This is a genomic window from Streptomyces sp. NPDC048560, from assembly GCF_040650955.1.
Classification (GTDB): domain Bacteria; phylum Actinomycetota; class Actinomycetes; order Streptomycetales; family Streptomycetaceae; genus Streptomyces.
Window position 1 is genome coordinate 389,320 of the sequence record NZ_JBEZIJ010000003.1, and the last position, 24,205, is coordinate 413,524.

Below are 24,205 nucleotides of genomic sequence, written 5' to 3' on the forward strand. Positions count from 1 at the left end.
GGGCGGGACTCAGTGCTGCGCCCCCGGCCCGCGAGCCGGTGAGGTGGGCCGCATGAACTCGCGCACGTGGTCGCGGTGCCACCAGCATCCGGTCTCCCGCAGCTCACGCCACGAGGTGAACCGGTAGCGGTACACGCGGGCCCGGATGTGCGCGGGCGGAGTGTCGGGGAACGGGTTGTGCCGCAGCAGTCGCAGGGTGTCGCGGTCGTTCTCCAGGAGCCGTTCGACGAACGGCCCGAACCACGAGCGGGCGTACGCGGGGGAGAGCGCGGCGAACCACATCATCCAGTCGAGCCGCAGGTGGTACGGGGCGAACTGGCGTGGCAGCCGCCGCACGTCGCCGGGTTTGCCGTGGAAGCCGTACTCCTGCCAGTGCGTGCCCGGGTGGATCACCGGTTCGGCGGTCCCCTCGACGACCACTTCCAGGCGCACCCGGCTGATGCTCCCGAACGCCCCGTAGGTGTTCACGAGGTGGAGCGGGTCGAAGGACCGGTTCATCACCTGGCGGCGGGAGAGCAGATTGCGGGCGGGCCGGTAGCTGAGGGTCAGGACCAGGGCCGTGACGGCGATGACCACCACCTCGTACCAGAGGGGCGCCGCGGACTGTGCCGGCGGCTCCCCGGCGACGAAGGACCAGTCGACGGCCGGCACGGCGAGCGCGATGGTGAGCCAGTTCAGCCAGGCGAAGTTGCCCGACAGCACCAGCCACAGCTGGGTGACGATCATCAGGCCCGCCGCCGCGCTCGCCACCGGCTGCGGGGTGAAGAGCAGGAACGGGACGAGCAGCTGCGTGACGTGGTTCGCGGCCACCTCCACGCGGTGCACCGGCTTCGGCAGCCGGTGGAAGAACCAGCTCAGCGGGCCCGGCATGGGCTGGGTCTCGTGATGGAAGTCCAGACAGGTGAGCCGCCGCCAGCAGGAGTCGCCGCGGATCTTGATGAGCCCCGCTCCGAACTCCACGCGGAACAGGAGCCAGCGCAGCAGCCAGAGAACGAGTACGGGCGGCGCCGTCTCGCCGCTGCCGAGGAAGACCGCCAGGAATCCCGTCTCCAGGAGCAGCGACTCCCAGCCGAACCCGTACCAGACCTGACCCACCTGGACGATCGACAGGTAGAGCACCCAGGGCAGCGCCCACAGGAGCATCGCCGCCCAGAGCGGGAGGTGCGCGTCCAGGCCCGCGACCAGCGCCAGTGCGACGGCGCAGCCGGACCAGGCGACGAGGGCGAAGAAGCGGTCCGAGTAGTGGAGCCGGAAGAGACCGGGGGCGGCGCGCCAGGAGGTGTGGCGCAGGAGAGTGGGAACGGGCTGCATCCCGCGTTCGCCGATCAGCGCCCTGAACTGGAGCGCCGCGGCGATGAACGCGACCAGATACAGGACGGCGAGGGCCCGCTGGAAGATCAGCCGGCCCAGCCAGTAGCCCTCTGCGGTGAACCACTCCATCGCTTCCAGTATCGGCCACGGCCGCGCTCAGCGGGCTGCGACGATCCTGCCCAGGGTCCGGCCGAGGCGGCGCGCGTACCAGAGCTGGACGGGTGGCACGAGCGGCCCCGCGAGGCGGGCGTACCAGCTGGCCGGGCGGGAGAAGGCCATGACCGTGAACCACACGGTCCCGTCGTCGGCGAGGTCCACGACGAAACACTCCTCGCCGCGCTCGGGGTGCCGGTCCCGGGTGCCGTAGGCGAAGCCGGTGCGCTCGTTCCCGTACGCCGCCCAGACCACCTCGCACGGGGCGCTGACCCGCAGCGGGCCGATGCCCAGCGAGACCGTGACGCCCGTTCCGGCCTCGGCCCGTGCCGATGTGGCGTCGACCCCAGCTCCCGCCGCACGGTGCATACGCCAGTCCGTGACGGCGGCGCCCGCCGCCTCGAAGTCCTCCCGGCCCCTGCCGACCCGGGTGCGGTGGTGCAGGTGGTGGTAGCCCTCGGGGAGGGGGCCGAGGAGTGTGGCGCCGACCTCGGGATAGGTGAAGGTGCTCATGCGGTCCTGCTTTCCGGAGCGGTGCGGTCCTGGAGCCGGTGCCGGGTGACGGATGGGGTGCGAAGCCCGGCGACTGCACCCCGCCCTTGAACACGTTCAACCAGCACGCCGAGCGTAGAGCGTTTCTTGAACACGTTCAAGCTCGTTCGGGTGTGCGCCGTGCGGCCGATCGTTCGGCTTGCGGAGCGGCGCGACGTGCGGCACAGATGAGGGGGACCCATCGGTTCGAGGTGAAGCAGGAGAGCTCAGTGCGCTCACCCCAGCGTCCGCGGCGTACCGCATCCGTCGTCCTGTCCGCCGGTGTCCTCTTCGTCGCCGGCTGCTCCCAGGGTGCGGGGGGCGGTGAGAACGGCACCCCGGGCACATCGGGGGTCAAGGAGCTCCTCCTCCAGTCGGCGGTCGCGCCCGGCCCCGATCCGTTCACCGCGTCGACCGCGGGTTCCCCGCCCCCCGCGGCCACCGCGTCGCCCGCCGTCATCGCCGGAGTGACCGCGCGCGCCGTCTCCGGGGCCACCCCTGGCCTCTACGGCGGCGTCAGGTCCGTGGCGAGCTGCGACGTCGAGGAGCAGGCCGGATTCCTGGCCCAGGAGCCGGACAAGGCCCGCGTCTTCGCCGAAGCCGCGGGGATCCGGCAGAAGGAGATCCCCGCGTTCCTGCGCGGGCTCACCCCTGTCCTGCTCAGGACCGACATCCGCGTGACCGGCCACGGGTACGAGAAGGGGGCGGCGGCGCCCACTGCCTTCCAGGCCCTGCTCCAGGCGGGCACCGCCGTCCTGGCCGACACCCAGGGCACTCCCCGGGTCCGCTGCGTGAGCGGCAGTCCGCTCGGCGCGCCGGTCGTCATGAAGGGCTCCCTGGTGTACCGCGGCAAGGAGTGGGAGGGCTACGACCCGAACCGCGTCCTGGTCATCGAGCCCAGCATCCGGGCGGTCACGAGCTTCGTCATCGTCGACGTCGCGGACGAGACCTGGATCGAGCGCTCGGCCGGCGACGACGGGGCGGGGGACAGGGCACCCGAGAACCCGCCCCCCTTCGAGCCCGGTGACGGCATCATGCCCTCGCCGGGTGCCTCGACGGCCGCCCCGGATCCTTCGGAGCCCACCGCTCCCGCTCCTCCCTCTTCCGTGCCCACCCGTGAGCCGACGGATGAGGTCGGGGAAGCTCCCGCGGACGTGCCGCGGGAAGAGGTCATGGAAGCGCCCGCCGACGAGGTGTACGAGGCCCCCGCGGACCCGCCCGTACTGTCCGGCGACGCGGGGCCCGAGGGTGATCCGGGCGGCTCCGGCGGTCCGGTGGACGAGACCTCCGGGGAAGGGCCGTACCCCGACGGGGCGGCGCCGCCGGTGTCCGGGGAGCCCGGTGCCGCCGAGCTCCCCGCGGGATGAGGGCCGTGGAGAGGTGTGGAGAGGTGAGGAGGAGCGATGGGGCGACGGCGGCCGAATCGCTCGAAGAATCTGACAATTGATGACAGAGTGGCCCATATGGATGATCGGGTAGCGGGTGCCCTGTCACTCCCGGAAGACTGGCCCGCCCACCCGGACCTCAGCCTGGCCCTGAACCGGATGGGTAGCTTCGACTGGGATCTGGACAGCGGACTCATGCATATGGACCAGCCCGCACTCGACGTGTTCGACATGTCCGCCGAGGAGTACGACAACCGGCCCGTCACCCTTTCCGTCCGGGTGCCGACGGACGAGGGCGTACGGCTCGACGGGATGGTTTCCCAGGCCCTCAAGAGCGGGCTCAGCAACTACGGCGCGTACTTCCGCATCCTGCGGCGCGACGGGACGCTGCGCTGGACCCACACCCAGGGCTTCATCCGCCGGGACGGCACCGGCCGGCCCCGCCGCATCATCGGGATCGTCCGCGACGCCACCCAGGAGCTCTCCGAGTCCACGGCCCGCAGGGAGCTGGACGAGGAGCGCCGGAAGCGGACCAGCATCGTGGAGGGCACCACCGCCGCCCTCGCCCACGCCCGGACGGTCAGGGACGTCACGGACGTACTGAAGAACTCCCAGGGCGGCCTGGCGAACCTCGGCGCCGCCAGCCTCGTCATGGGTCTGCTGGAGTCCGGGCGCATCCACCTGGTGGCCGACGGGCCGGAGGGTGCCTTCGTCCCGGGCACCCGGTACACCCGCACGGACGAGCCGTACCCGATGAGTGAGGTCATCCGTACGCTCGCGCCCCGCTTCATCGAGTCGGCCGCCGACTTCGCCACCTCGTACCCCATCCTCTGGCCGCACATCAGCGACCTCGGCATCACCGCGGCGGCCTACCTCCCCCTGATCGCGCAGGCCCGGCCCATCGGGGCGCTCGGGCTCCTCTACAGCGACAAGGCGGGCTTCACCGCCGACGAGCGGAATCTGCTGGTGGCCCTGGGCAGCTCGATCGCCCAGAGCCTCCAGCGCGCCATGCTGTACGAGCAGGAGCACGACCTCGCCGAAGGCCTCCAGCAGGCGATGCTGCCCCGCAGGATCCCCGACGTGCCGGGGGCCCAGGTGGCCGTCCGCTACCGTTCCGCGCGGCTCGGCCGTGACATCGGCGGGGACTGGTACGACGTCATCGCGTTGCCGGGCGGCCGGGTCGGCGCCGTCATCGGGGACGTCCAGGGCCACGACACACACGCCGCCGCGGTCATGGGGCAGCTCAGGATCGTGCTGCGCGCCTACGCCGCCGAAGGCCACAGCCCCGCCACGGTCATGGCGCGGGCCTCCGTCTTCCTGCACGAGCTGGACACCGACCGCTTCGCGACGTGCAGCTACGCCGAGGTCGACCTGCGGACCGGGGTCGTGCAGCTGGTCCGTGCCGGCCACGTCGACCCGCTCGTCCGGGACGTCGACGGGAGCTGCCGCCGGCTGCCGGTCGAAGGCGGTCTTCCGCTGGGCCTCTCCGCCGAGTTCGGACGGCTCGACTACCCGGTCAGCACCGTCGAGCTGGACCCCGGCCAGACGATGGTGCTGTACACGGACGGCCTGGTGGAACTACCGGGTTCCGATCTCGACGAGGGCATGCAGCTCGTGGTCGACCTCGTGACCAACGGGCCCCGGGACCTCGACTCCCTGGCCGACCGCCTGTGCGAGGCCGTCGACGAGCGGGGCGGCGAGGACGACGTGGCGATCCTCCTGCTCCGCCGCAACGCCGTCCACGCGCCGCAGCCCGGCGGCCGGCTCCGGCAGCACGTCGCGCAGAACGACCCGGAGGCGCTGAGCTCCGCCCGTCACATGATCAGGGCCGCGGTGCGGGCCTGGGGCGCCGCGGAGCGGGCCGACGAGATCGAACTCGCGGCCGACGAACTGATCACCAACGCGCTGATGCACACCGACGGCGGGGCGATCGTGACGATCCGGGTCCTCGCGGCGCCCGAGCGGCGGCTGCGGGTCGATGTCGAGGACCGGTCCAGCGCGCTGCCCCGGCGCAGGGACGCGGGGGAGTCGGGAGTCTCGGGGCGCGGGCTCATGCTGGTCGACCGGCTGGCCGATGTCTGGGGTGTGGAGTCCCGCGGCACCGGCAAGTGCGTGTGGTGCGAGTTCCTCGTCCCTGATCGAAGGTAGCCCCTACCTGAAAGTAACGTTACGTAACATGTCTGTGCTTGACCGTAACCACGCGTCGGCGATTGACTGCGGGGGTGCGGCGGAGAGCACGGGTCAACCGCCCCGCTCCGTACCGCCTCCCGGTCCTGCTCTTCTGCTTCCACGACATGAGGACCCCTTGGGAACCGAGCTCCTGGCACCGCTTGACCTCGCCTTCTGGCACCTCGAATCCGACGCGCACCCGATGCACCTCGGCGCACTCGCCGTGTTCTCCCCGGTGCCCGGCGTCGGCCCGGACGACATCCTGGATCTCCTCGGCGCACGCGCCGCCGCCATTCCCCGGCTGCGGATGCGCGTACGGGACGTCCTGCTGCCCGTCGGCGGCTCGGCCTGGTCGGCGCACAAGGAGTTCGACGTGCACCGCCACGTCGTGCGCGTGGTCCTGGACGAGGGCGACTTCATGGCCGGGGCGACCCGGCTCGCCGGGGAGCTGATGGAGCAGCCGCTCGAACGCGGACTGCCGCCCTGGCAGATGTACCTGCTGAGCGGCGCCGACGACGGGCAGTTCGCCGTCCTCGTGAAACTGCACCACGCCCTCGCCGACGGGATGCGTGCCGTCGCCATCGGCGCCGGGATCTTCGACCAGATCGCCGCGGCCGCCGGCGCCGCGGCCGGGCGGGGCGCGGTACGGCGGCGCGTGCCCGTGCCGCCACGCTCCTGGATGCCGGGACCGCGCCAGGTCGCGGGGATGGCACTGGACCGGATCGGCGAGGTCGGGCGGGCGCTGGGGGTGGGTGCGTCTGTCGTCCGCAACAGCCGTCTGGACCTGCACGTCTCGTCCGCGCTCACCGCGGGCTCCAGCGGCACCCGCCGGCTGGCCACGGCGGAACTGGACGCAGACGTGGTGCAGGACGTCCGCCGGTCCGAGGGCGGGACCGCCAACGACGTGCTGCTCGCCGTCGTCGCCGGGGGCCTGCGCCGGTGGATGCTCGAACGCGGCGACGAACTGCCGGGGGCGGACCCCCGCGCGTTGGTCCCCGTCTCCCGTCGCAGGCCGCGCGCGACGGCGAACAACGGGAACAGGCTGTCCGCGTATCTGCTCGGTCTCCCGGTCGGCGAACCGGACGCCCGCGCGCGCCTGTGGGCCGTACGGACCGCCATGGACCGCAACAAGGCGGCGGGGCCCATGCGAGGCGCCGGAGCCGTCGCCGTACTGGCCGATCAACTGCCGCCACTGGTCCACCGGTTCGGCGCACCACTGGCGGGGAGCGCGGCCCGGATCCTGTTCGATGTCCTGGTCACCAGCGTGCCCCTGCCGCGTTCGGCGCTGTCGCTCGGCGGCTGCCCCCTGAGCGCTGTCTACCCCATGGCGCCCCTGGCCCGCGGACAGGCCCTCGCCGTGGCCCTGTCCACCTACGGCGGGCGGGTCCAGGTCGGCCTGGTCGCCGACGGCAAGGCGCTGCCAGACCTCGACCGGCTGGCGTCCGCGATCGAGGAGGAGCTGGCGGAACTGCGGTCGCTGATCACTTCCCCGGTCGCGGCTCCGGAGGGTCTCCTCGACCGGAAGGCCACCGTCACGGCCTGATAGGTCGGACTGATTCCCGGGAACGCGGGCTGTCCGCCCTGTTCCTGTCGTGTTCCAGATGTTGACGCGGCCCAGTGATCCGATGAATATTCGCTGTGAATGCCCAGCGATCACCGGCAGGGACGGCAGACACATGCACGGCAGGGACATCGAACGGAACGCACTCGGACGCAGCGCGGTCGAGATCACCCGGCTGTCCTTCGGGGCAGCGGCCCTCGGCAACCTCTTCACCGCCGTGGACCCCGCACAGGCGGCCGCGGCCGTGGACGCGGCGTGGGACGAGGGCATCCGGTACTTCGACACCGCACCGCACTACGGCCTCGGCCTCTCCGAGCGGCGGCTCGGCGAGGCGCTGCGCCCCCGGCTCCGCGACACCTACGTCGTGTCCACCAAGGTCGGACGACTGCTCGACCCCGTTCCCGACGTCGGCTTCCCGGCCGCCGACGGGCTGTCCGAAGGATTCGCGGTGCGCGCCACGCACAGGCGCCGCTGGGACTTCAGCGCCGACGGCGTACGCCGTTCCATCGAGGACAGCCTCGGGCGCCTCGGTCTCGACCGCATCGACATCGCCTACCTCCACGACCCCGACGACCACGAGGAAGCCGCCTTCCGTGAGGCCTACCCGGCCCTGGAGAGGCTCCGGGCCGAAGGCGTCGTCGGAGCCATCGGCGCGGGCATGAACCAGACGGCCATGCTGACCCGCTTCCTGCGTGACACCGACGTCGACGCCGTGCTCTGCGCGGGGCGCTACACGCTGCTCGACCACAGCGCCCTGACCGCTCTCCTTCCGGAGGCCGCCGCGCGCGGCCGGAGCGTCGTCGTCGGCGGTGTCTTCAACTCGGGCCTCCTCGCCGACCCGCGACCAGGCGCGACGTACGACTACGCGGCAGCCCCGCTCAGGCTCCTCGATCGTGCCCTGCGCATGAAGGCCGTGGTCGAGGGCTACGGCGTCCCGCTGCGCGCCGCCGCCCTGCACTACCCGCTCGCCCACCCGGCCGTCGCCGGAGTGCTCGTCGGCGCCCGCTCCCCGGACGAGGTACGGGACGCGGCCGCCCTGCTGCGCGCGGAGATCCCGGACGCCCTCTGGGACGAGCTGCGCGCCGAGGGACTCCTGACCGACGAGAAGGGCGACGGCCGCCGCGAAGGGAACCGGCATGAGGCTGAGCGGAGGGAACGGTCGTGATGCTGCGGGGGGAGAGGACGGACACGGGGCAGCGGGAAGGGCACTGCTGACATGAGGATCGGCCCGCACACCGAGGCCGGCCTGGACACCAAGGTCCGCGCCGACCGTACGGGGGGCCTCGGCGGGACTGCCGATCGCCCGGGAGGTGTGACGTGACACCTTCCGCCCCGGCGGGCGTGGTCGACGCCCACCACCACGTATGGGACCTCTCCATGCGGGACCAGGACTGGATCACCGGCGAGGAACTGGCACCGCTCAGGCGTGATTTCACCCTTGCCGACCTGCGGCCCGAAGCCCGGGCGGCCGGTGTGACCTCCACCGTCCTCGTCCAGACGGTCACCGTCGCCGAGGAGACCCCCGAATTCCTCGCACTCGCCCGGGACAGCGGCCTGGTGGCCGGAGTCGTCGGCTGGACCGACCTCACCGCCCCCGGCATCACCGACACCCTCGCCGCTCTCCGCGCCCTGCCCGGCGGCGACCGGCTCGTCGGCATCCGGCACCAGGTGCAGGGCGAGCCCGACCCCGAGTGGCTCCTGCGCCCCGAGGTCCGACGCGGTCTGACCGCCCTCGCCGACGCCGGACTGGTCTACGACCTGATCGTCCGGCCGCACCAGCTGCCCGCCGCGGCGAAGGCCGCCGCGCTGCTCCCCGGCCTCACCTTCGTACTCGACCACGCCGGCAAACCACCCGTCGCCGAGGGGCGCACGCAGCCCTGGGCGGACGGTCTGCGGCAGCTGGCGGCCCGCCCCAACACCGTCTGCAAGCTCTCCGGCCTGGTCACGGAGGCCGATCCGCGCCACTGGAGCGTCGAGGACCTGCGGCCGTACGCGGAGACGGTCATCGAGGCATTCGGCCCCGACCGGCTGATGTTCGGCTCGGACTGGCCGGTGTGCCGGCTGGCGGCGAGCTACGCCGAGGTCGTCGACGCCGCGCGCACGCTGACCGCCGCCCTCTCGGGACCGGAACAACGGGCCGTCTTCGCGGGCACCGCCACTCGCGTGTACGGCCTGCGCTGACGGCTCCGGCGCCAGGGGAGGCATTCGCCGCGGTGCTGCGGCAGGCTGGAGTCATGCCCGAACTGCCGGAGGTCCAAGCTCTGCGGGTCTTCCTCGACGACCACCTGGTCGGCAAGGAGATCGCCCGTGTCCTGCCGCTCGCGATCAGTGTCCTCAAGACGTACGACCCGCCGGTGTCCGCCCTCGAAGGCGCGACCGTCACAGGCGTGACCCGGCACGGCAAGTTCCTGGACATCGGCGCGGGTGACCTCCATCTGGTCACGCACCTGGCACGGGCCGGCTGGCTGCAGTGGAAGGAGAGCTTCCCCGCCACCCCGCCACGGCCCGGCAAGGGCCCCCTGGCGCTGCGCGTGGTCCTCGCCGCAGGCGACGGCTTCGACCTCACCGAAATGGGTACGACGAAACGGCTCTCCGTCCACCTGGTGCGGGACCCCGCCGAGGTGCCCGGCGTGGCGCGCCTCGGTCCCGATCCGCTCGACGAGGCCTTCGGCCGCGAGGCGTTCGCCGCCCTGCTCGCCGGGGAACGCCGCCGGATCAAGGGCGCCCTGCGTGACCAGGCCCTCATCGCGGGCATCGGCAACGCGTACAGCGACGAGATCCTGCACGTGGCCAGGATGTCCCCGTTCAAACTCACCGCGAATCTGAGCGAGGACGACGTCACCACGCTGTACACCGCGCTGCGCACCACCCTCACCGACGCCGTCGAACGCTCCAGCGGTCTGGAGGCGGGCAAGCTCAAGGCTGAGAAGAAGAGCGGCATGAGGGTCCACGGGCGCACCGGCCTGCCGTGTCCCGTCTGCGGCGACACGATCCTGGAGGTCTCCTTCAGCGACTCCTCGCTCCAGTACTGCCCCACCTGCCAGACCGGTGGCAAGCCGCTCGCCGACCGACGCCTCTCACGCCTGCTGAAGTGACCGCCCGCTGACGCGTGGTCAGCGGGTGAGCGTGACGAGGCGCTGCCCGTGCTCGGTCCGCACCTCGAACCGGTCGATGGCGCCGGGGTCGATGGCGGCGCCCCCGCTCACATGTACCGGCTCCCCGCCCGCCCGGCCGGCCGACCAGGTGCTCACCGTCTGCTCGCTGCCGTCCCGTGCCACCGCGACCAGCGCACACACCCCCGCCACCGGAACTCGTTCCACGCGCAGGTCCACGTCCGTCCCCCATTCCCGTGCCCCGGTCGTCACGGCGGCCACCACCCCCGACGCCGGGTCCCGCCCGCCCCATCGCTCGGCCCGCGCCTGCGCCGGGGCGTCCGGCGGACCTCCCGCCATCCAGGGGCCGCCCACCGCGAGGACGGCGGCGGCCGTCACCAGGGCCGCCCGCCGCCACCGCGCCCTCCGGCGCAGGGCCGCCACCGCGGCGACCGTCCGGTGCAGCAGCCCGGGTCCGGGCTCCCGCACCGGCTCGACGTCCTCGGCCGTCGGGCGGCCGTGCTCCGCGATCAGGGCCGCCACCGCCCGGAACTCATGGACCTGACACCGGCACGCGGGGCACTCCGCGAGGTGTTCCTCGAAACGGAAGGCGCCCGCGGCACCGAGCACGCCGAGCGCATAGGCGCCCGAGGCGCGACGGAGTTCCGGGGAATGCATGTACTCAGGTACGGGAACCGCGCGGGAATCACTCATCCCGCCCCGCCCGGACACGCTCCCGGGGCCCTAAACTCCGGCCTCATGCTGCGCGTACTCGCCGTCGACGACGAACAACCCGCCCTGGAGGAACTCCTCTACCTCCTGCGCGCCGATCCCCGTATCCGCAGCGCCGAAGGAGCCACCGGGGCGACCGAGGCACTGCGCCGCATCGGGGCCGCCGTCGACGCGGGACCCGACGACCCGTCCGCCATCGACGTGGTCTTCCTCGACATCCACATGGCGGGCCTCACCGGACTGGACGTCGCCCAGCTGCTGGCCGGGTTCGCCGCGCCCCCGCTCATCGTGTTCGTCACCGCCCACGAAGGCTTTGCCGTCCACGCCTTCGATCTGAAGGCGGTGGACTACGTGCTCAAGCCCGTGCGCCGCGAGCGCCTCGCCGAGGCCGTACGCCGCGTCGCCGAACAGGTCGGTGACCGGTCCGGGCCCGTCCACGACGCCGCCACCGACCAGATACCCGTCGAGCTGGGCGGAGTCACCCGATTCGTCCCCATAGACGACATCACCTACGCCGAGGCCCAGGGCGACTACGCCCGGCTCCACACCGTCTCCGGCAGTCATCTCGTCAGGATTCCGCTGACCACCCTCGAAGAACGCTGGCGCGCCCGGGGCTTCGTACGCATCCACCGCCGCCACCTGGTGGCCCTGAACCGCATCGACGAACTCCGCCTCGACGCGGGCACCATGAGCGTCCGTGTCGGTGAGGCGGAGCTCGCCGTGAGCCGCCGCCACAGCCGTTCCCTGAGGGACCTCCTGATGCGCCAGACCGGCCGCTGACCAGCACCGACCCCGCGACCACCCTTCCCAGAGCACTCCCGCGACGCCTACACTCCGAGCCCATGTCCGCAGAGCCCACACCCCGGCGCGAAGTGGTGACGGGAGAGCCCAGGCGGGTCCGCCCGCTGCCCCGTTACCGCGCCCAGTCGGAGATCGACGAGCAGACGGCGCTCGGCGGCGCCTACGTGCGCTCGCTGATGCGCAGCCAGCTCCGCGCCGGTCTGACCGCGTTCGGCGTGCTCGCCCTGGTCGCCGGCACGCTGCCCCTGGTCTTCGCGGCCCTGGACAGTGCCGCTGTCGTCTGGGTGGTGCTCGGCTTCGCCACGTGCCCGCCGCTCACGCTGATCGCCTGGTGGTACGTACGCCGCGCCGAGCGCAACGAACGGGACTTCGCCAGGCTCGTGGAAGGCCGCCCCGCACAGTGAGCACACCCGACCATCCGGCGTCGGTGGTGGCGGTCGCGCTCGTCGTGCTCGCCACCGTCCTGGTGGGCGGATTCGGGCTGCGGATCTCCCGGACCACCTCAGACTTCTACGTCGCCTCCAGGACCGTACGGCCCCGCCTCAACGCGGCGGCGATCAGCGGCGAGTACCTCTCCGCCGCCTCCTTCCTGGGCATCGCGGGGCTCGTCCTCGTCCACGGTCCCGACATGCTCTGGTACCCGGTCGGATACACCGCCGGATACCTGGTCCTGCTGGTGTTCGTCGCCGCGCCGCTGCGCCGCTCGGGGGCGTACACCCTGCCAGACTTCGCCGAGGGGCGGCTGGAATCCCGTCAGGTGCGCAGACTCGTCAGCGTGTTCGTCGTCGGCGCGGGCTGGCTGTACCTCGTACCGCAGCTCCAGGGCGCCGGACTCACCCTCAAGATCCTCACCGGGGCGCCGGGCTGGCTCGGCGACGTGCTCGTCGCCTCCGTCGTGGTGATCGCCGTCGCCGCGGGCGGAATGCGCTCCATCACCTTCGTCCAGGTCTTCCAGTACTGGCTCAAGCTGACCGCCCTCCTCGTGCCCGCGATCTTCCTCGTGCTGGCCTGGCGGGGCGACGGACAGCCCCGAGTCTCCTTCGACGAGCAGCTATCCGTCTTCCGCGCCGACCATCCGCTGTACGCGACGTACGGGCTGATCGTGGCCACCTTCCTCGGCACCATGGGGCTGCCCCACGTCGTCGTCCGCTTCTACACCAGCCCCAACGGGCGCGACGCCCGCCGTACCACCGTCGCCGTCCTCGCCCTGGTCGGCGGGTTCTACCTCCTGCCGCCCGTGTACGGGGCCCTGGGCCGGCTGTACGCCCCCGAGCTCATGCACGGCGGGGACGCCGACGCGGCCGTACTCCTCCTTCCCGCCCGGGTCATCGGCGGCCTGGGCGGCGACCTCCTCGGCGCGCTCATCGCCGGTGGCGCCTTCGCGGCCTTCCTGTCGACCGCCTCCGGACTCACGATGGCCGTCGCCGGAGTGATCACCCAGGATGTGCTGCCCTCGCGCGGAGTACGCCACTTCCGGCTGGCCACCCTCCTCGCGATGGCCGTGCCGCTGGCCGGTTCGCTGCTGGTCAGCCGGGTGCCGGTGGCGGACGCGGTGGGGATGGCGTTCGCCGTCTCCGCGTCCTCCTTCTGCCCGCTGCTCGTGCTCGGCATCTGGTGGCGCCGGCTCACCCCGCCCGGTGCGATCGCCGGACTGCTGCTCGGCGGCGGCTCGGCGCTCCTGTCGGTGGCCATCACCGTCAGCGGGGCGGTGCGCCCGCCCGGCTGGCCGCACGCCCTGCTCGCCTGGCCCGCCGTCTGGTCCGTCCCCGTCGGGTTCCTCGCCATGATCCTCGTCTCGCTCGCCACCCCCGGCCGGATACCGCCGGGCACCAACGCCGCCATGACCCGCTTCCATCTGCCGGAGGCCCTGACCTCGGGACGTGAGCGATGACCGGAGCCGGGATCGCGGTGGTCGCCGTCATCGCCCTGCTGCTGTTCGGCACGGGCTACCTGCTGGGGCGTACGGGCAGGCCCGTACGCACGAGTGACGTCGGCACACCCGTGGAGCACGCCACCTTCGAGACGCTGCACACCGCCTCCCTCGCGGCGCCGCCACTGCGCGCCGGTCTCACCGAGGAGAGCGCGCGACGGTCGGCGCGACGGCTGCGCTCGCTGCTGGGAACGGAGGCGCTCTGTCTCACCGACCGCGACCGGGTGCTCGTCTGGGACGGCGAGGGCGACCATCACGGCAAGGAGGTGATGGAACACGTGCAGGGGCTTCTCGCCAGCGGCCGCGACACCGCCTTCCACACCGACTGCGGCGACATCGACTGCCCGCTGCGCTGGGCCGTCGCCGTCCCGCTGACCGTCGACCACCGGGTGCTCGGCACGCTCGTCGCCTACGCCCCGCGCGAATCGGCCGTGCTGGCGCGGGCGGCCGGGGAGGTGGCCCGCTGGGTCTGCGTACAGCTGGAGCTCGCCGAGCTCGACCGCTCCCGGACCAAGCTCATCGAGGCAGAGATCAAGGCCCTGCGCGCACAGATCTCCCCGCACTTCATCTTCAACTCCCTGGCCGCGATCGCCTCGTTCGTGCGCACCGACCCGGAGCAGGCGCGCGAACTCCTGCTGGAGTTCGCGGACTTCACCCGCTACTCGTTCCGCAGGCACGGGGAGTTCACCACGCTCGCCGACGAGCTGCACTCCATCGACCAGTATCTCGCCCTGGTGCGGGCCCGCTTCGGCGCACGTCTGGCCGTCACGCTCCAGGTGGCTCCCGAGGTGCTGCCCGTCGCGCTGCCGTTCCTCTGTCTCCAGCCGCTGGTCGAGAACGCCGTCAAACACGGCCTCGAAGGGGCCGTCAGCGACAGCCGCATCACCATCAGCGCCCTGGACGCCGGGTCGGAGGCGGAGGTCGTCATCGAGGACGACGGCATCGGCATGGACCCGGACCGGCTGCGGCAGATCCTGCGTGGCGAGGGCGGTGCCTCGACCGGCATCGGACTGCTCAACGTCGATGAGCGGCTGAGGCAGGTGTACGGCGACGACTACGGGCTCGTCATCGAGACGGGTGTCGGCGCGGGGATGAAGATCACGTTGAGGCTCCCCAAGTACCGTGCGGGCGTACACGGTTCCTGAGGGCGCTCGCCCTCAGTAGAGGTGAACGGCCAGATGACCCAGCGGAAGTCCGAGCTGCCACGCCGGGGTCCACACCTGCGCGGTCTCCTCCTCCGCACGCCCGGGCGGAGCCCAGGACGGCGGACCGATCGCGTCCAGATCCGCGGCGAGCAGCTCGGTCTCCTCCAGCCACCGCCAGGCGTCGCGCGCCAGCGCCAGGCCGGGGTCCGGTGGCCCGCCGGTCACCGCCCGCCGGTCCAGTTCGCCGAGGCGCTCGCAGATCCACTGCCGCCAGGGCGTTCCGTACGCGGTCAGCAGCAGCAGCTCGTCCACCCGGGCGGCCGGCAGCTCGTCGGCCACCGCCCCGTCGGAGAGGAAGATCGTCAGGGCGAGCGCCTCCCGCCCGGCGCGGTACTCCAGCGTCGTCGGTTCCATGAGGTCGCCGGTCACCAGCAGTTCGTCCGCGAGGTACTCGGCGTACAGCCAGGCCATGGGGATCAGCAGATCACCCCCACCCGTCCCATCCGTGCGTTCCGGACGCATCCCGCCTCGCCTCTTTCCATACTCTGCACAGGGCTTCACGGAGCATTGAACCGGGGGCACATGCCTCGCGTGGGCAGAAGAGCAAGTTCGTTCAGGAGATGCGAGGTTGAGATGACCGCCGACCGTGCCGAGGTCCCGCATGTGCGGCAGTTGCTCGGTGCGTACGTCCTGGACGCGCTCGGCGCCGTGGAGTGCGTGCGGGTCTCCCGGCACCTTCAGCACTGCGACGGCTGCGCCGGCGCCTACGTCGAGGTCGTGGAGGCCTCGGCCATGCTGGGGCTGCTCAACGAGGAGGACCTGCTCGAATAGCCGGGCAGACTGCGTGACAGCAGCCGCAGCGCGTAGTACGAGCGGGACTTGACGGTGCCGGCGGGTATGCCCAGTTCCTGCGCGGTCTCGCCCACGCTCATCCCGCGGAAGTAGATCTGGACCAGCACCGCGCGGTGTTCCGGGCTGAGCGTCTTCACGGCCTCGCGCACGTCGAGCGCGCGGACCGCCGAGTCCGCGGTGTCCTGGGGGGCCGGTGCGCTCTCCAGTACGGCGTCGCTCACCTCCGCCGGGCGGGCCAGCCGCGAGCGGCGGGCGTCTATGGCCAGGCGCCGGCCGACGGTGAAGAGCCAGGGGCGCATCGAGTCGTAGGGGGCGTCGAAAGCCTCGGGATGCTGCCAGGCGCGTACCAGCGTCTCCTGGAGCAGATCCTCCGCGCGCTGCCGGTCGCCGAAGGTCAGCCCCAGCAGGAAGTGGAACAGCGCGGGGCCGTGCTCCCGCTGGAGGTCCGCGAGGGCCCGCTCGCCGGTCTTCGTCGTGATCATGGTGAACGTCCCTTCTAGGAGAGGCCTCTGCCGCCTCGCTGCCACCTGCCGTATACGAACGCATCCGGGCGTGGAGGAACAGGCAGCGCACCGAGATCTGCGACGAGCGGTCGCACGGAGCGGCGAGTGGTGCGGTGAACGGTCGGACGGCGGCGATACGACCGATTCAGGGAGGCGCGGACCATTGATCCTTGACTCGGCGGTATGACTATATGTGTAGTCAATTGTCCATAATGAGTCGAGTTGGGAGTCGAATAGATGACGAAGCGCATCCGTCAGGGCACCGTGACCGCCGTCGCCGTGCTGCTCGCGGCGACAGCGTGCGGCGGGCAGCAGACCCCGGCCCCGGGTGAGGCCGGGCAGCCGGCGTCCTCCGGGCAGGCAGGCCGGGGAGCGGGCGGAGTCGCCGTGGAGAGGGCGCGCGCCTTCACGCTCGTGGCCTCCGGTGACATCCTGCCGCACTCCTCGGTCATCGACCGGGCGGCCGCCGACGCCAAACGCCTCGGATACGACTTCGGTCCGATGCTCAAGGGCGCCGCCCCCCTCGTGTCCGGGGCGGACCTGGCGATCTGTCACATGGAGACGGTGTACGGGGAGGATGGCGGCCCCTACAGCGGCTACCCCTACTTCAAATCGCCGCCCGAGGTGGCGCAGGGCCTGCGCGCCACCGGGTTCGACTCCTGCTCCACCGCCTCCAACCACACCCTGGACGACGGCGTGGGCGGCATCCGCCGCACCCTCGACGCACTCGACAAGGAAGGCATCGCGCACGCGGGCTCCGCCCGCTCCGCCGCCGAGGCCGCCCGCCCCACCCTCCTGAAGGCCGGACCGGGCGAACACGCCGCCAGGGTCGCCCATCTCGCGTACACCTACGGGACCAACGACGTCCCGCTGCCGGAAGGCCGGCCCTGGGCGGTCAACCTGATCGACGAACAGCGGATCGTCGACGACGCCCGGGCAGCCCGGAGAGCGGGCGCCGACGTGGTGGCCGTATCCCTGCACTGGGGCACCGAGTGGCAGGACGAACCCGACGACAAGCAGCTCGCTCTGGGGCGGGCGCTCACCGCCGCCACCTCCGGGGGACGCCCCGACATCGATCTGATCCTCGGCACGCACGCCCACGTCCCGCAGGCGTACGAGAAGGTCAACGGCACCTGGATCATCTACGGCATGGGCGACCAGATCGCCGGAGCGATGATCAACTACGAGGGCGCGCAGGACCCGCGCGGCAACCAGAGCTCCATGGGCCGCTTCACCTTCGCGCCGCCCGCGGCGCCGGGGGAGCGCTGGACGGTCACGAAGGCCGAGTTCGTCCCCCAGTGGTACGACACCGCCACCGGCCGGATCGTCAGCCTCAACGCCGCCATCGACGAGGGCGCCGGCCACCACCGCGCGGTACGCGACCGCATCCGCGATGTCGTCCTCGGCCGTGGCGCCGCGGCGGACGGACTGCTCATGGGGAAGTGACCCCCCGTCCCCAGCGGCCACGCCCCGGGCCGGCCGAGGCCGGCTCATCCGCCGCGCGGGACCGCTCCGGCTGGAAGCCCTCGACAGGCCGCGTGAGACGCCCCGGTGCCGCACGCGGTCACGGGACGACGGTGACCGGCCAGCGGCCCGCCTTCACCAGACGGACGGCCACCGAACCGATGAACCGGTGCCCGGCCGACTCCGACGCCCCGACCACGACGGCGTCCGCCTTCAGATCGTCGGCCGCGCTGACCAGACCGTTGTACGGGTCGCCGTGGAACGTGTGGAACTCCCAGCGCACGTTCCATATGTCCTTGAGCCGCTCGGTCGCCTCCCGGATCTCGTGCACCAGGCTCTCCGCCACCTCACCCGTGACGTCGCCGACCGGGGCCCCCAGAGCGACCCCGGCGGACATCACGGGCTGGACGTAGACAAGGGCGAGCGTGGCGTTCTGCCGCCGGGCCAGCCCTGCGGCGTAGGCGGCGGCCCGCATGGAGGAGTCCGACCCGTCGATGCCCGCGACGATCACCTTGGGTCCGTCAGTGCCGCGTTCGAACTGATGGCGTTGCTGCTCTGTCACGGCAGCGAGGCTATCGGCTCCCCTCGCGGCAGCCCGTCCGGGCCGCCCCGAGCCCTCGGACCACCGCCGGTCAGCGGTGGTTCGCTGGTCCCATCGGGTGCAATGCGACCTTCCTCCGGTGTCGGGGATACACGCGGATGGACGGCCGTGCGAGCAGTTGGCCATGAAATCAGATCAGCAGCCCATTCAGCGACCGGGAAGACGCACACTGCTCCGGCTGGCCCTCGGACTGGGAGCCGCCGCCACCGTGCACCTGATCGCCGCGGACCCCGCCGCCACACCCGTCCGCCCGGGTGGCGCGCCGCCGGCGGAGGGAACCGCCGGGCCGCCCGCGCAGGCCCGGGCGATGCCGTCCGCCTACCGCCTCCAGCCCATGACGGAGCGCACCCCGCCCCGGTTCCGCAGGCCGCCGCCTCCCGTACGCACCAGGCCGCTGGAGGAACTGCCCGGCCTCGGCCGATCGATGGTCCTCAGCTTCGACGACGGCCCCGATCGCCGGTACACCCCGGACATCCTGGCCACCCTGCGCGAGCACCGGGTCCGGGCGATGTTCTTCGTGTGCGGCGAGATGGCCGTCGACAACCAGGACCTGTTGCGCGAGATGGCGGACGACGGCCATGTCGTCGCCAACCACTCCTGGTCCCATCCGCTGATCCCCGGGCTGAGCCGGGCCGCCATCCGCGACGAACTGGGCCGCACCAGTGACATCGTGGAGAGGACGCTCGGCGAAGCGCCGCTCTGGTACCGGGCGCCGTACGGGGCGTGGAACCGCAACTCGTTCGAGATCGGTGCCGCCCTGGGCATGGAACCCCTGGCCTGGACCGTCGACACCCTCGACTGGACGACGCCGGGCACCGGCACCATCGTCCGCCGGGTCATGGACGGTGCGGCCCCCGGCGTCGTGGTCCTGTCCCATGACGCGGGCGGCGACCGCTCGCAGAGCGTCGCCGCCCTGCGCCGGTATCTGCCAGGACTCATCGCCGACGGCTACCGCATCACGGTTCCGCACCGGGTGTGAGCGTGCGGAAGGTCAGCGGGTGGCGACCATCCGGGCGAAGACGACCACGTTGCCGTCGTATCCACCGGCCTTGGAGTAGGCGCCGCCGCAGGTGATGACCCGGAGTTCGGCATGGCCCGTGTCCCCGTACACCCGGGCTCCGGGGAAGTTGTTCTTGGCGAACACGTCCACCCCGTACACCTCGAAGACCGCGACCCGGCCGTCGTAGCGGGACACCTCGACGCGCTGTCCCTTCTTGACGGCGCCCAGACCGTAGAAGACGGCCGGCCCGGACATGTTGTCGACGTGGCCGACGACCACGGCGGTGCCGCGCTGGCCGGGCGCGATGCCGTTCTGGTACCAGCCCGCGAGGTTGGGGTCCTCGGGGGGAGGGGCCTCGATCCAGCCGTTCAGGTCCAGCTTCACGTCGATCACCGGTGCGTCCACGCGGATCGAGCCGATCTTCACGCGGGCGGCGGGGGCGTACGGCAGCGGCTGTACGGGCTCGCCCGCCAGCGGCGCCGCCGCGGGATCCTGACGCTCCTCCAGCGAGGCGGCGGCCGCGGGCTGCGGTGGCCCCACGGTGATTTCGGTGCCGTTCCGCATGAGGGCGAGGCCCGTGAGCAGCACCAGGGCGACCGCGCCCCACGGCGCGCGTCTGGTCCGCTCGGCGCCCCATTGGTCCCGGCCCATGGTTCTCCCTTCGTCGCGACGATTGGAACGCTAGGTGCGCTACGCGGTCGCGGCGATCAGGGAAGGGCGAACGGGTGGCGGCCGGACGGGGAGTCAGGCGGGGCCGTCACCCCTCAGATGCCCGGATCAGGCTCTTCGGAGTAATGAGCTGATAAAAGTTCTGACGGTCTGTGACCTGCGGCTCCGTCAGATCCGGCGGCCTCCGCACGGCGTGTCGGCTCACCAGGGTGGAGCAGTGCCGAAGTGCGACAACCGGAAGAACTGGTGAGTGTTCGTCATGGGACGCGTATCCACCGATCATCCCGGAGGACATGACTTCGGGGCGCTTCCCACTGGAGGTTCAACGATGCGTGCTTCACGCGCTCTCGCGGTCACCGCAACCGCCATCGCCACCATCGGGCTGGCTGCCCCGATGGCTGCCGCCGGCGGTAAGGGCAGTGGCCCGACCAATGTCACCGTCAACCCGTCCTCGGTCCACCAGGGCGCCACCATGCAGGTCAGCGCGGAGGGCTGCGGTCGCGCGGGCGGCACCGTGTCGTCGAACGCGTTCCCGACGGTCCGGCTGTCGGAAGGCCGCACGGGGTTCGCCACCGCGCGCATCCGGGACAACGCGACCCCCGGGCAGTACCACCTGTCCGTGCGCTGCAACGACAGCGATGAAGTCGCCACGGCCCGGTTCACCGTGCTCGCCGGTCAGGGCGCACAGGGCGGGCTCGGCGGCTCCATGGGGCCGAGCTCGGTCGAGATGCAGATCGGTGGCGGACTCGTGGCCGCGTCCGCCATCGGCGGCGCCGTCTTCATCGTCCGTCGTCGGCGGACCGGCCATGCGGCCGTCTAAGGCTTCGAACCTTCCGCCCGGTCCGATACGCCCGTCGCCCCGAGTCCTGGATCAGGACCCGGGGCGACTGTCGTGCGTCCGGCGGTGCATACCGGTCAGTGGCTGCCTCGCCGCCTGCGCATGACATACACGGCGCCTCCCGCGGCTGCCAGAACCAGGGCGCTGCCCGCAGCGATCTCGCCGGCGTCGAAGCCGTCGACGCTGCCGCCCAGACCGCCCTGTACCCCACTGGGGGCGAGCGCGGTGGTACTGGCGGTGGGGCGTGTCGTGGTGGGTGTGCTCGTAGGTGTGCTCGTGGCGCCGCCGGTGATGGTCAGCTCGACCACGCGCGTGGTTCCGCCGCAGTTGAACTTCACCTCGTAGACGGCACCCCGCCTGGCGTCCCAGTCGACGGTGGCCGTGGCCGACTGCCCACTGGGGATCGTCGTCGTGTCGAACACCCCCGACGAGGCGGTGGCGGCCACATCGCACCCCATGGCGCCCAGGGTGACCTGGCCGCCCGGCGCGACCACCGAGGGGGTGACCGACGGGGTGAACGACGTGGACGTGCCGGCCGAAGCGGCGTATGCGGCCGTGGCCGGAGCCGTCAGGGCGAGAGCGACGGAGCCGAGCAGGGCGGCGGGTGCGACACGTATCGCGCGCATGGTGAATCCTCCGGGTCCCCGAGGAGCAGTTGCGGAACGGTTCCACAAAGCAGCAGAAATGCACCTCGATGCCCGAAACGCTAGAAGTGCCGCATACCACCCGCGATCGGGGTCCGGCGAATGGGGCAGCCTTGTCCCCCGGCCGGACGCACCGGAGACATGCCGGCCGGGGGAGGGGCGAGGTGAGCCGCTATCCGCCGACGGCGTGCGGGAACAGGTCGACGAACGGCGCGGTGGTCGCCGAGATGCCCCGTCCGAAGGGCGAGTCGAAGTCCCAGATGAGGAAGAGCAGGAAGGCGATCAGCACGCTGAATAGGCCCGCGAGCAGCAGTTCACGGAACGTTCTGCGGATCTGCAGGGTGAAGATGAGCCCCACCGTCACCATCGCCCCGGTGATCAGGCCGAACCACACCACACCCGGCATCGTGGCCCCCGCGCTCTGCCCCCGCGAGCCGCGTGCGTCGTCGGCAGCGGCCACCTGGTCCACCAGCGGCTGGTACGACTGCCCCTCGTGATCCGTCTTCGGCTGGTAGTCGGTGACATCCGCCCGCACGCGGTCGAGCAGCTGGGTGCCCCGCTCGGTGATGCTCCCCGTCTCCGTCATGGCCTCCCACTCTTCGTTGATCACATAGCTGACATAGGCATCGACATCGGCACGGATGCGGTCACGGATCTCCACCGGATATACGGAGGACCGGGCGCTCACCTCGTGCAGGGCCTGGGCCTCCAGGCGTACGGACTCCTGCGCGGCACTGCGCCCCTCCCAGACACCCGCGATGGCGAGGCCGAGCACGATCGCGTACACCACCCCGATCATCATCGTCATGTACTCGATGACGTCCGGCGTCTCGGACGGGTCGTCGTCCTCGCCGATGCGCCGGTTGTTGAGGACCGCGATGGTGAGCACAACAGCGCAGGCCGAGGCCATGGCAATGGTCAGAACAAGCCATTCCGACATGGATATCTCCGTGGATCAACGGGACGAGCGCGGACGCAGGACGGCGACGGCGAATACCGCGGGAGCGGTGATCACCAAGGTGAGCGAGACCAGGGACGGGCCGCTGCGTGCTGCTTTACGGGCGGTATTGCGGTAGGTGGGAAGGGCCACGGTCTTGGGCGGAGCGAGTTTCGGGCGCACTGTCGGGGGTGGGGGCGAGGGTTCCGGCTCCGGCGGCTCGGGGGCCGGGGGCGCGGGCGCCGGAGGTGCGGGCGTCGGGGGTGGTGGTGGTGGAGGAGGCGGTGGTGGTGGAGGAGGTTCTGGGGCCGGTGGGGGCGGCGGTGGCGGCGGTGGCGGCGGGGGCTCCGGGGCCGGTGGAGGCGGAGGAGGCGGTGGTGGCGGGGGAGGTGGCGGTGGCTCCGGGGGCGGCGGAGGCGGTGGTGGTGGGGGCGGAGGCGGTGGTGGCTCCGGGGGTGGCGGGCAGCTCCCCGCCACGGCGACCGACGAACTGCCGTCGCCCTGACCGATGGAGGCGACCGCGCAACTGTCACCGGTCGCGGGCACGGGCACCGCGCACAGCCAAACGAGGGCGGCGGCTGCCGAGAGCCGCCCGATGCGAGATCCGTACACGACCGGGAGCATGGACCCGACCGAAGCGGGACACGCCCGGGCCGACAGGTAATCCCCTGATGGTGTGGATCTTGTTCGGTTCATGTTTGCGGGCCGGTGAAACTTTTTGCGTGACCCGTTGAACAAGGAGGGACCGGCGACCCGTACCTAGGGCCATGAGTGACGCGGACTCGCGTCGCAACCGGCAGTAGGACAACGGGAGTCGACATGAACACCTGGCGCAACGCCTCGCTCGCGGTGACGGCGACGGCCCTGCTCGCCCTGACGACGGCGTGTGGTCAGGAGAAGGGAGCCTCGGGCCCCGACGGGCAGGTCGTGGGCAACGCGGTCCCGGCCGAGCAGCCGGCCGACAGCGGCTACGGCTCCGACGGCGGCTACGGCTCGGACGCCGGAGGAGAGGCCGCGGCGCCCAAGGAAGCCGGTCAGCTCGCGGTGTGGGACAGCAAGAGCCTGGGGAAGGTGCTCACCGACAGCGCGGGCTTCACGCTCTACCGGTTCGACAAGGACACCGCGAACCCGCCCGCGTCGAACTGCGTGGGTGAGTGCGCGAAGATCTGGCCGATCGTGCCCGCGGGCAACGTCGAGGCCGCGGCGGGAACCGACGCCGCACTGCTCGGAGAGGTCCTGCGCGCCGACGGGACCAAGCAACTCACCGTCGACGGCTGGCCCATGTACCGGTACGCCAAGGACACCGGCCCGGGAGACGCCAACGGGCAGGGGGTCGGCGGCACGTGGTTCGCTTCCGCACCGGACGGGAAGAAGGCCGGGGCGAAGGCCGAAGCGGGCGGCGAGGCGGAGCCGGCCGACCTCGCGGGGCTTTCGGTCCGCAAGGACCCGAAACTCGGTGACATCGTCGTCGACAAGCAGGGTATGACCGTTTACCGGTTCAAGAAGGACTCCGCGTGGCCGATGAAAACCGCCTGCACGGGCGAGTGCCTCAAGAAGTGGCCCGTGGTCGAACCGGTGGCGAAGAATGAGGTGGAGGGCATCACGACCAAGGGCTATGTCACCTTCGACCGGCCCGACGGTATCAAGCAACAGACTCTCGACTGCTGGCCGATTTACACCTTCTCCGGTGACACCGCTCCCGGAGACACCAACGGGCAAGGCGTCGGGGGGACATGGTACGCGGTGTCGCCCGACGCCAAGCTGGTCGGAGCGCCCAAGTAGCGGAATCCGAGTGCCCGGTGTGCCGGTCCGTCGCTGAATGCGCACCCGCAGCGACGGACCACCGCACATGCTCCTGATGTGTGACCAATAACGGACCGCGAATTT

Annotated in this window: 25 protein-coding genes; 15 read left to right on the forward strand and 10 right to left on the reverse strand. The window is 71.7% G+C overall.

The genetic code is table 11. The features are described 5' to 3' along the window. Window positions 1-9 precede the first annotated feature (9 nt). Both AB0C82_RS11660 and AB0C82_RS11665 read right to left on the reverse strand, forming a co-directional pair. Window positions 10-1,440: a lipase maturation factor family protein gene (locus tag AB0C82_RS11660; RefSeq protein ID WP_362839235.1), complete on the reverse strand. Its 1,431-nt coding sequence runs from the start codon at window positions 1,438-1,440 to the stop codon at window positions 10-12. A gap of 27 nt (window positions 1,441-1,467) precedes the next feature. Beyond that, window positions 1,468-1,977 carry a DUF1990 domain-containing protein gene (locus tag AB0C82_RS11665; protein ID WP_362839238.1) on the reverse strand — a complete coding sequence of 170 codons (510 nt, stop codon included), beginning with the start codon at window positions 1,975-1,977 and terminating at the stop codon, window positions 1,468-1,470. 248 nt (window positions 1,978-2,225) lie between these two features. On the opposite strand from AB0C82_RS11665, the gene AB0C82_RS11670 reads away from it, so the two are divergent. The 6 genes from AB0C82_RS11670 to AB0C82_RS11695 all read left to right on the forward strand — a co-directional run bounded on the left by AB0C82_RS11670 (window position 2,226) and on the right by AB0C82_RS11695 (window position 10,205). After that, the gene (locus AB0C82_RS11670; protein ID WP_362839241.1) at window positions 2,226-3,362 is read left to right on the forward strand and encodes a DUF6777 domain-containing protein; all 1,137 of its coding nucleotides are present in this window, start codon (window positions 2,226-2,228) and stop codon (window positions 3,360-3,362) included. 96 nt (window positions 3,363-3,458) lie between these two features. After that, window positions 3,459-5,528 carry a SpoIIE family protein phosphatase gene (locus tag AB0C82_RS11675; protein ID WP_362839243.1) on the forward strand — a complete coding sequence of 690 codons (2,070 nt, stop codon included), beginning with the start codon at window positions 3,459-3,461 and terminating at the stop codon, window positions 5,526-5,528. 157 nt (window positions 5,529-5,685) lie between these two features. Continuing rightward, a complete protein-coding gene (locus AB0C82_RS11680; protein ID WP_362839246.1) occupies window positions 5,686-7,092 on the forward strand; it encodes a wax ester/triacylglycerol synthase family O-acyltransferase in 1,407 nt (468 codons plus the stop codon). Between the two features lie 133 nt (window positions 7,093-7,225). Next, window positions 7,226-8,275, forward strand: a complete 1,050-nt coding sequence (locus AB0C82_RS11685; RefSeq protein ID WP_362839248.1) for an aldo/keto reductase — start codon at window positions 7,226-7,228, stop codon at window positions 8,273-8,275. Window positions 8,276-8,427: 152 nt separating this feature from the next. Further along, window positions 8,428-9,291, forward strand: a complete 864-nt coding sequence (locus AB0C82_RS11690; protein WP_362839249.1) for an amidohydrolase family protein — start codon at window positions 8,428-8,430, stop codon at window positions 9,289-9,291. A gap of 53 nt (window positions 9,292-9,344) precedes the next feature. After that, window positions 9,345-10,205 carry a DNA-formamidopyrimidine glycosylase family protein gene (locus AB0C82_RS11695; protein ID WP_362839251.1) on the forward strand — a complete coding sequence of 287 codons (861 nt, stop codon included), beginning with the start codon at window positions 9,345-9,347 and terminating at the stop codon, window positions 10,203-10,205. 18 nt (window positions 10,206-10,223) lie between these two features. Here AB0C82_RS11695 and AB0C82_RS11700 read toward each other — a convergent pair whose 3' ends face one another. Continuing rightward, window positions 10,224-10,880 carry a zf-HC2 domain-containing protein gene (locus AB0C82_RS11700; protein ID WP_362839253.1) on the reverse strand — a complete coding sequence of 219 codons (657 nt, stop codon included), beginning with the start codon at window positions 10,878-10,880 and terminating at the stop codon, window positions 10,224-10,226. 81 nt (window positions 10,881-10,961) lie between these two features. On the opposite strand from AB0C82_RS11700, the gene AB0C82_RS11705 reads away from it, so the two are divergent. From AB0C82_RS11705 to AB0C82_RS11720, 4 genes are all read left to right on the forward strand, one after another. Continuing rightward, window positions 10,962-11,714, forward strand: coding sequence for a LytTR family DNA-binding domain-containing protein (locus tag AB0C82_RS11705; RefSeq protein WP_362839255.1), 753 nt, complete (start codon window positions 10,962-10,964; stop codon window positions 11,712-11,714). 62 nt (window positions 11,715-11,776) lie between these two features. Beyond that, complete coding sequence (locus AB0C82_RS11710) at window positions 11,777-12,139, forward strand: hypothetical protein (protein ID WP_362839257.1); 363 nt, start codon at window positions 11,777-11,779, stop codon at window positions 12,137-12,139. Continuing rightward, window positions 12,136-13,626, forward strand: coding sequence for a cation acetate symporter (locus tag AB0C82_RS11715; protein ID WP_362839260.1), 1,491 nt, complete (start codon window positions 12,136-12,138; stop codon window positions 13,624-13,626). The genes AB0C82_RS11710 and AB0C82_RS11715 overlap by 4 nt, the downstream gene beginning before the upstream one ends. After that, entirely contained in the window at window positions 13,623-14,810 is a 1,188-nt protein-coding gene (locus tag AB0C82_RS11720) for a histidine kinase (RefSeq protein WP_362839263.1), read from the forward strand. The genes AB0C82_RS11715 and AB0C82_RS11720 overlap by 4 nt, the downstream gene beginning before the upstream one ends. A gap of 12 nt (window positions 14,811-14,822) precedes the next feature. Here AB0C82_RS11720 and AB0C82_RS11725 read toward each other — a convergent pair whose 3' ends face one another. After that, window positions 14,823-15,332, reverse strand: a complete 510-nt coding sequence (locus AB0C82_RS11725) for a hypothetical protein (protein ID WP_362839265.1) — start codon at window positions 15,330-15,332, stop codon at window positions 14,823-14,825. A gap of 111 nt (window positions 15,333-15,443) precedes the next feature. Between AB0C82_RS11725 and AB0C82_RS11730 the strand changes: the two genes are divergently transcribed. Then, on the forward strand, window positions 15,444-15,641 hold the full coding sequence (locus AB0C82_RS11730; protein WP_362839267.1) for a zf-HC2 domain-containing protein: 198 nt from the start codon (window positions 15,444-15,446) through the stop codon (window positions 15,639-15,641). Here the strand turns inward: AB0C82_RS11730 and AB0C82_RS11735 are convergent. Further along, complete coding sequence (locus AB0C82_RS11735; protein WP_362839270.1) at window positions 15,575-16,144, reverse strand: sigma-70 family RNA polymerase sigma factor; 570 nt, start codon at window positions 16,142-16,144, stop codon at window positions 15,575-15,577. The two genes, AB0C82_RS11730 and AB0C82_RS11735, sit on opposite strands and share 67 nt — an antisense overlap. A 258-nt stretch (window positions 16,145-16,402) precedes the next feature. Between AB0C82_RS11735 and AB0C82_RS11740 the strand changes: the two genes are divergently transcribed. Continuing rightward, window positions 16,403-17,611: a CapA family protein gene (locus AB0C82_RS11740; protein ID WP_362839273.1), complete on the forward strand. Its 1,209-nt coding sequence runs from the start codon at window positions 16,403-16,405 to the stop codon at window positions 17,609-17,611. 118 nt (window positions 17,612-17,729) lie between these two features. Here the strand turns inward: AB0C82_RS11740 and AB0C82_RS11745 are convergent, their stop codons facing one another. Continuing rightward, window positions 17,730-18,191, reverse strand: coding sequence for a universal stress protein (locus AB0C82_RS11745; RefSeq protein WP_362839276.1), 462 nt, complete (start codon window positions 18,189-18,191; stop codon window positions 17,730-17,732). A 163-nt stretch (window positions 18,192-18,354) separates the two neighbouring features. Here AB0C82_RS11745 and AB0C82_RS11750 point away from each other — a divergent pair, with 163 nt between their 5' ends. Continuing rightward, a complete protein-coding gene (locus AB0C82_RS11750) occupies window positions 18,355-19,209 on the forward strand; it encodes a polysaccharide deacetylase family protein (RefSeq protein ID WP_362839279.1) in 855 nt (284 codons plus the stop codon). A 12-nt stretch (window positions 19,210-19,221) separates the two neighbouring features. On the opposite strand, the gene AB0C82_RS11755 is transcribed toward AB0C82_RS11750, so the two are convergent. Next, window positions 19,222-19,881, reverse strand: a complete 660-nt coding sequence (locus tag AB0C82_RS11755) for a class F sortase (RefSeq protein ID WP_362839281.1) — start codon at window positions 19,879-19,881, stop codon at window positions 19,222-19,224. A gap of 346 nt (window positions 19,882-20,227) precedes the next feature. Between AB0C82_RS11755 and AB0C82_RS11760 the strand changes: the two genes are divergently transcribed. Further along, on the forward strand, window positions 20,228-20,719 hold the full coding sequence (locus AB0C82_RS11760; protein WP_362839284.1) for a hypothetical protein: 492 nt from the start codon (window positions 20,228-20,230) through the stop codon (window positions 20,717-20,719). Between the two features lie 95 nt (window positions 20,720-20,814). Here AB0C82_RS11760 and AB0C82_RS11765 read toward each other — a convergent pair whose 3' ends face one another. The 3 genes from AB0C82_RS11765 to AB0C82_RS11775 all read right to left on the reverse strand — a co-directional run bounded on the left by AB0C82_RS11765 (window position 20,815) and on the right by AB0C82_RS11775 (window position 22,844). Further along, complete coding sequence (locus AB0C82_RS11765) at window positions 20,815-21,363, reverse strand: hypothetical protein (RefSeq protein ID WP_362839285.1); 549 nt, start codon at window positions 21,361-21,363, stop codon at window positions 20,815-20,817. A gap of 190 nt (window positions 21,364-21,553) precedes the next feature. Next, on the reverse strand, window positions 21,554-22,321 hold the full coding sequence (locus AB0C82_RS11770) for a hypothetical protein (RefSeq protein WP_362839287.1): 768 nt from the start codon (window positions 22,319-22,321) through the stop codon (window positions 21,554-21,556). A gap of 115 nt (window positions 22,322-22,436) precedes the next feature. Continuing rightward, on the reverse strand, window positions 22,437-22,844 hold the full coding sequence (locus AB0C82_RS11775; RefSeq protein WP_362839882.1) for a hypothetical protein: 408 nt from the start codon (window positions 22,842-22,844) through the stop codon (window positions 22,437-22,439). Window positions 22,845-23,137: 293 nt separating this feature from the next. Here AB0C82_RS11775 and AB0C82_RS11780 point away from each other — a divergent pair, with 293 nt between their 5' ends. Continuing rightward, window positions 23,138-24,100, forward strand: coding sequence for an SCO0930 family lipoprotein (locus AB0C82_RS11780; RefSeq protein WP_362839289.1), 963 nt, complete (start codon window positions 23,138-23,140; stop codon window positions 24,098-24,100). Window positions 24,101-24,205 lie beyond the last annotated feature (105 nt).

Coding starts and splice junctions, on each gene's coding strand:
- AB0C82_RS11660 (WP_362839235.1), bottom strand. CDS start 1,440: ATGGAGTGGTTCACCGCAGAGGGCTACTGGCTGGGCCGGCTGATCTTC.
- AB0C82_RS11665 (WP_362839238.1), bottom strand. CDS start 1,977: ATGAGCACCTTCACCTATCCCGAGGTCGGCGCCACACTCCTCGGCCCC.
- AB0C82_RS11675 (WP_362839243.1), top strand. CDS start 3,459: ATGGATGATCGGGTAGCGGGTGCCCTGTCACTCCCGGAAGACTGGCCC.
- AB0C82_RS11685 (WP_362839248.1), top strand. CDS start 7,226: ATGCACGGCAGGGACATCGAACGGAACGCACTCGGACGCAGCGCGGTC.
- AB0C82_RS11695 (WP_362839251.1), top strand. CDS start 9,345: ATGCCCGAACTGCCGGAGGTCCAAGCTCTGCGGGTCTTCCTCGACGAC.
- AB0C82_RS11700 (WP_362839253.1), bottom strand. CDS start 10,880: ATGCATTCCCCGGAACTCCGTCGCGCCTCGGGCGCCTATGCGCTCGGC.
- AB0C82_RS11705 (WP_362839255.1), top strand. CDS start 10,962: ATGCTGCGCGTACTCGCCGTCGACGACGAACAACCCGCCCTGGAGGAA.
- AB0C82_RS11710 (WP_362839257.1), top strand. CDS start 11,777: ATGTCCGCAGAGCCCACACCCCGGCGCGAAGTGGTGACGGGAGAGCCC.
- AB0C82_RS11720 (WP_362839263.1), top strand. CDS start 13,623: ATGACCGGAGCCGGGATCGCGGTGGTCGCCGTCATCGCCCTGCTGCTG.
- AB0C82_RS11725 (WP_362839265.1), bottom strand. CDS start 15,332: ATGCGTCCGGAACGCACGGATGGGACGGGTGGGGGTGATCTGCTGATC.
- AB0C82_RS11730 (WP_362839267.1), top strand. CDS start 15,444: ATGACCGCCGACCGTGCCGAGGTCCCGCATGTGCGGCAGTTGCTCGGT.
- AB0C82_RS11735 (WP_362839270.1), bottom strand. CDS start 16,144: ATGATCACGACGAAGACCGGCGAGCGGGCCCTCGCGGACCTCCAGCGG.
- AB0C82_RS11740 (WP_362839273.1), top strand. CDS start 16,403: ATGACGAAGCGCATCCGTCAGGGCACCGTGACCGCCGTCGCCGTGCTG.
- AB0C82_RS11750 (WP_362839279.1), top strand. CDS start 18,355: ATGAAATCAGATCAGCAGCCCATTCAGCGACCGGGAAGACGCACACTG.
- AB0C82_RS11755 (WP_362839281.1), bottom strand. CDS start 19,881: ATGGGCCGGGACCAATGGGGCGCCGAGCGGACCAGACGCGCGCCGTGG.
- AB0C82_RS11760 (WP_362839284.1), top strand. CDS start 20,228: ATGCGTGCTTCACGCGCTCTCGCGGTCACCGCAACCGCCATCGCCACC.
- AB0C82_RS11765 (WP_362839285.1), bottom strand. CDS start 21,363: ATGCGCGCGATACGTGTCGCACCCGCCGCCCTGCTCGGCTCCGTCGCT.
- AB0C82_RS11770 (WP_362839287.1), bottom strand. CDS start 22,321: ATGTCGGAATGGCTTGTTCTGACCATTGCCATGGCCTCGGCCTGCGCT.
- AB0C82_RS11780 (WP_362839289.1), top strand. CDS start 23,138: ATGAACACCTGGCGCAACGCCTCGCTCGCGGTGACGGCGACGGCCCTG.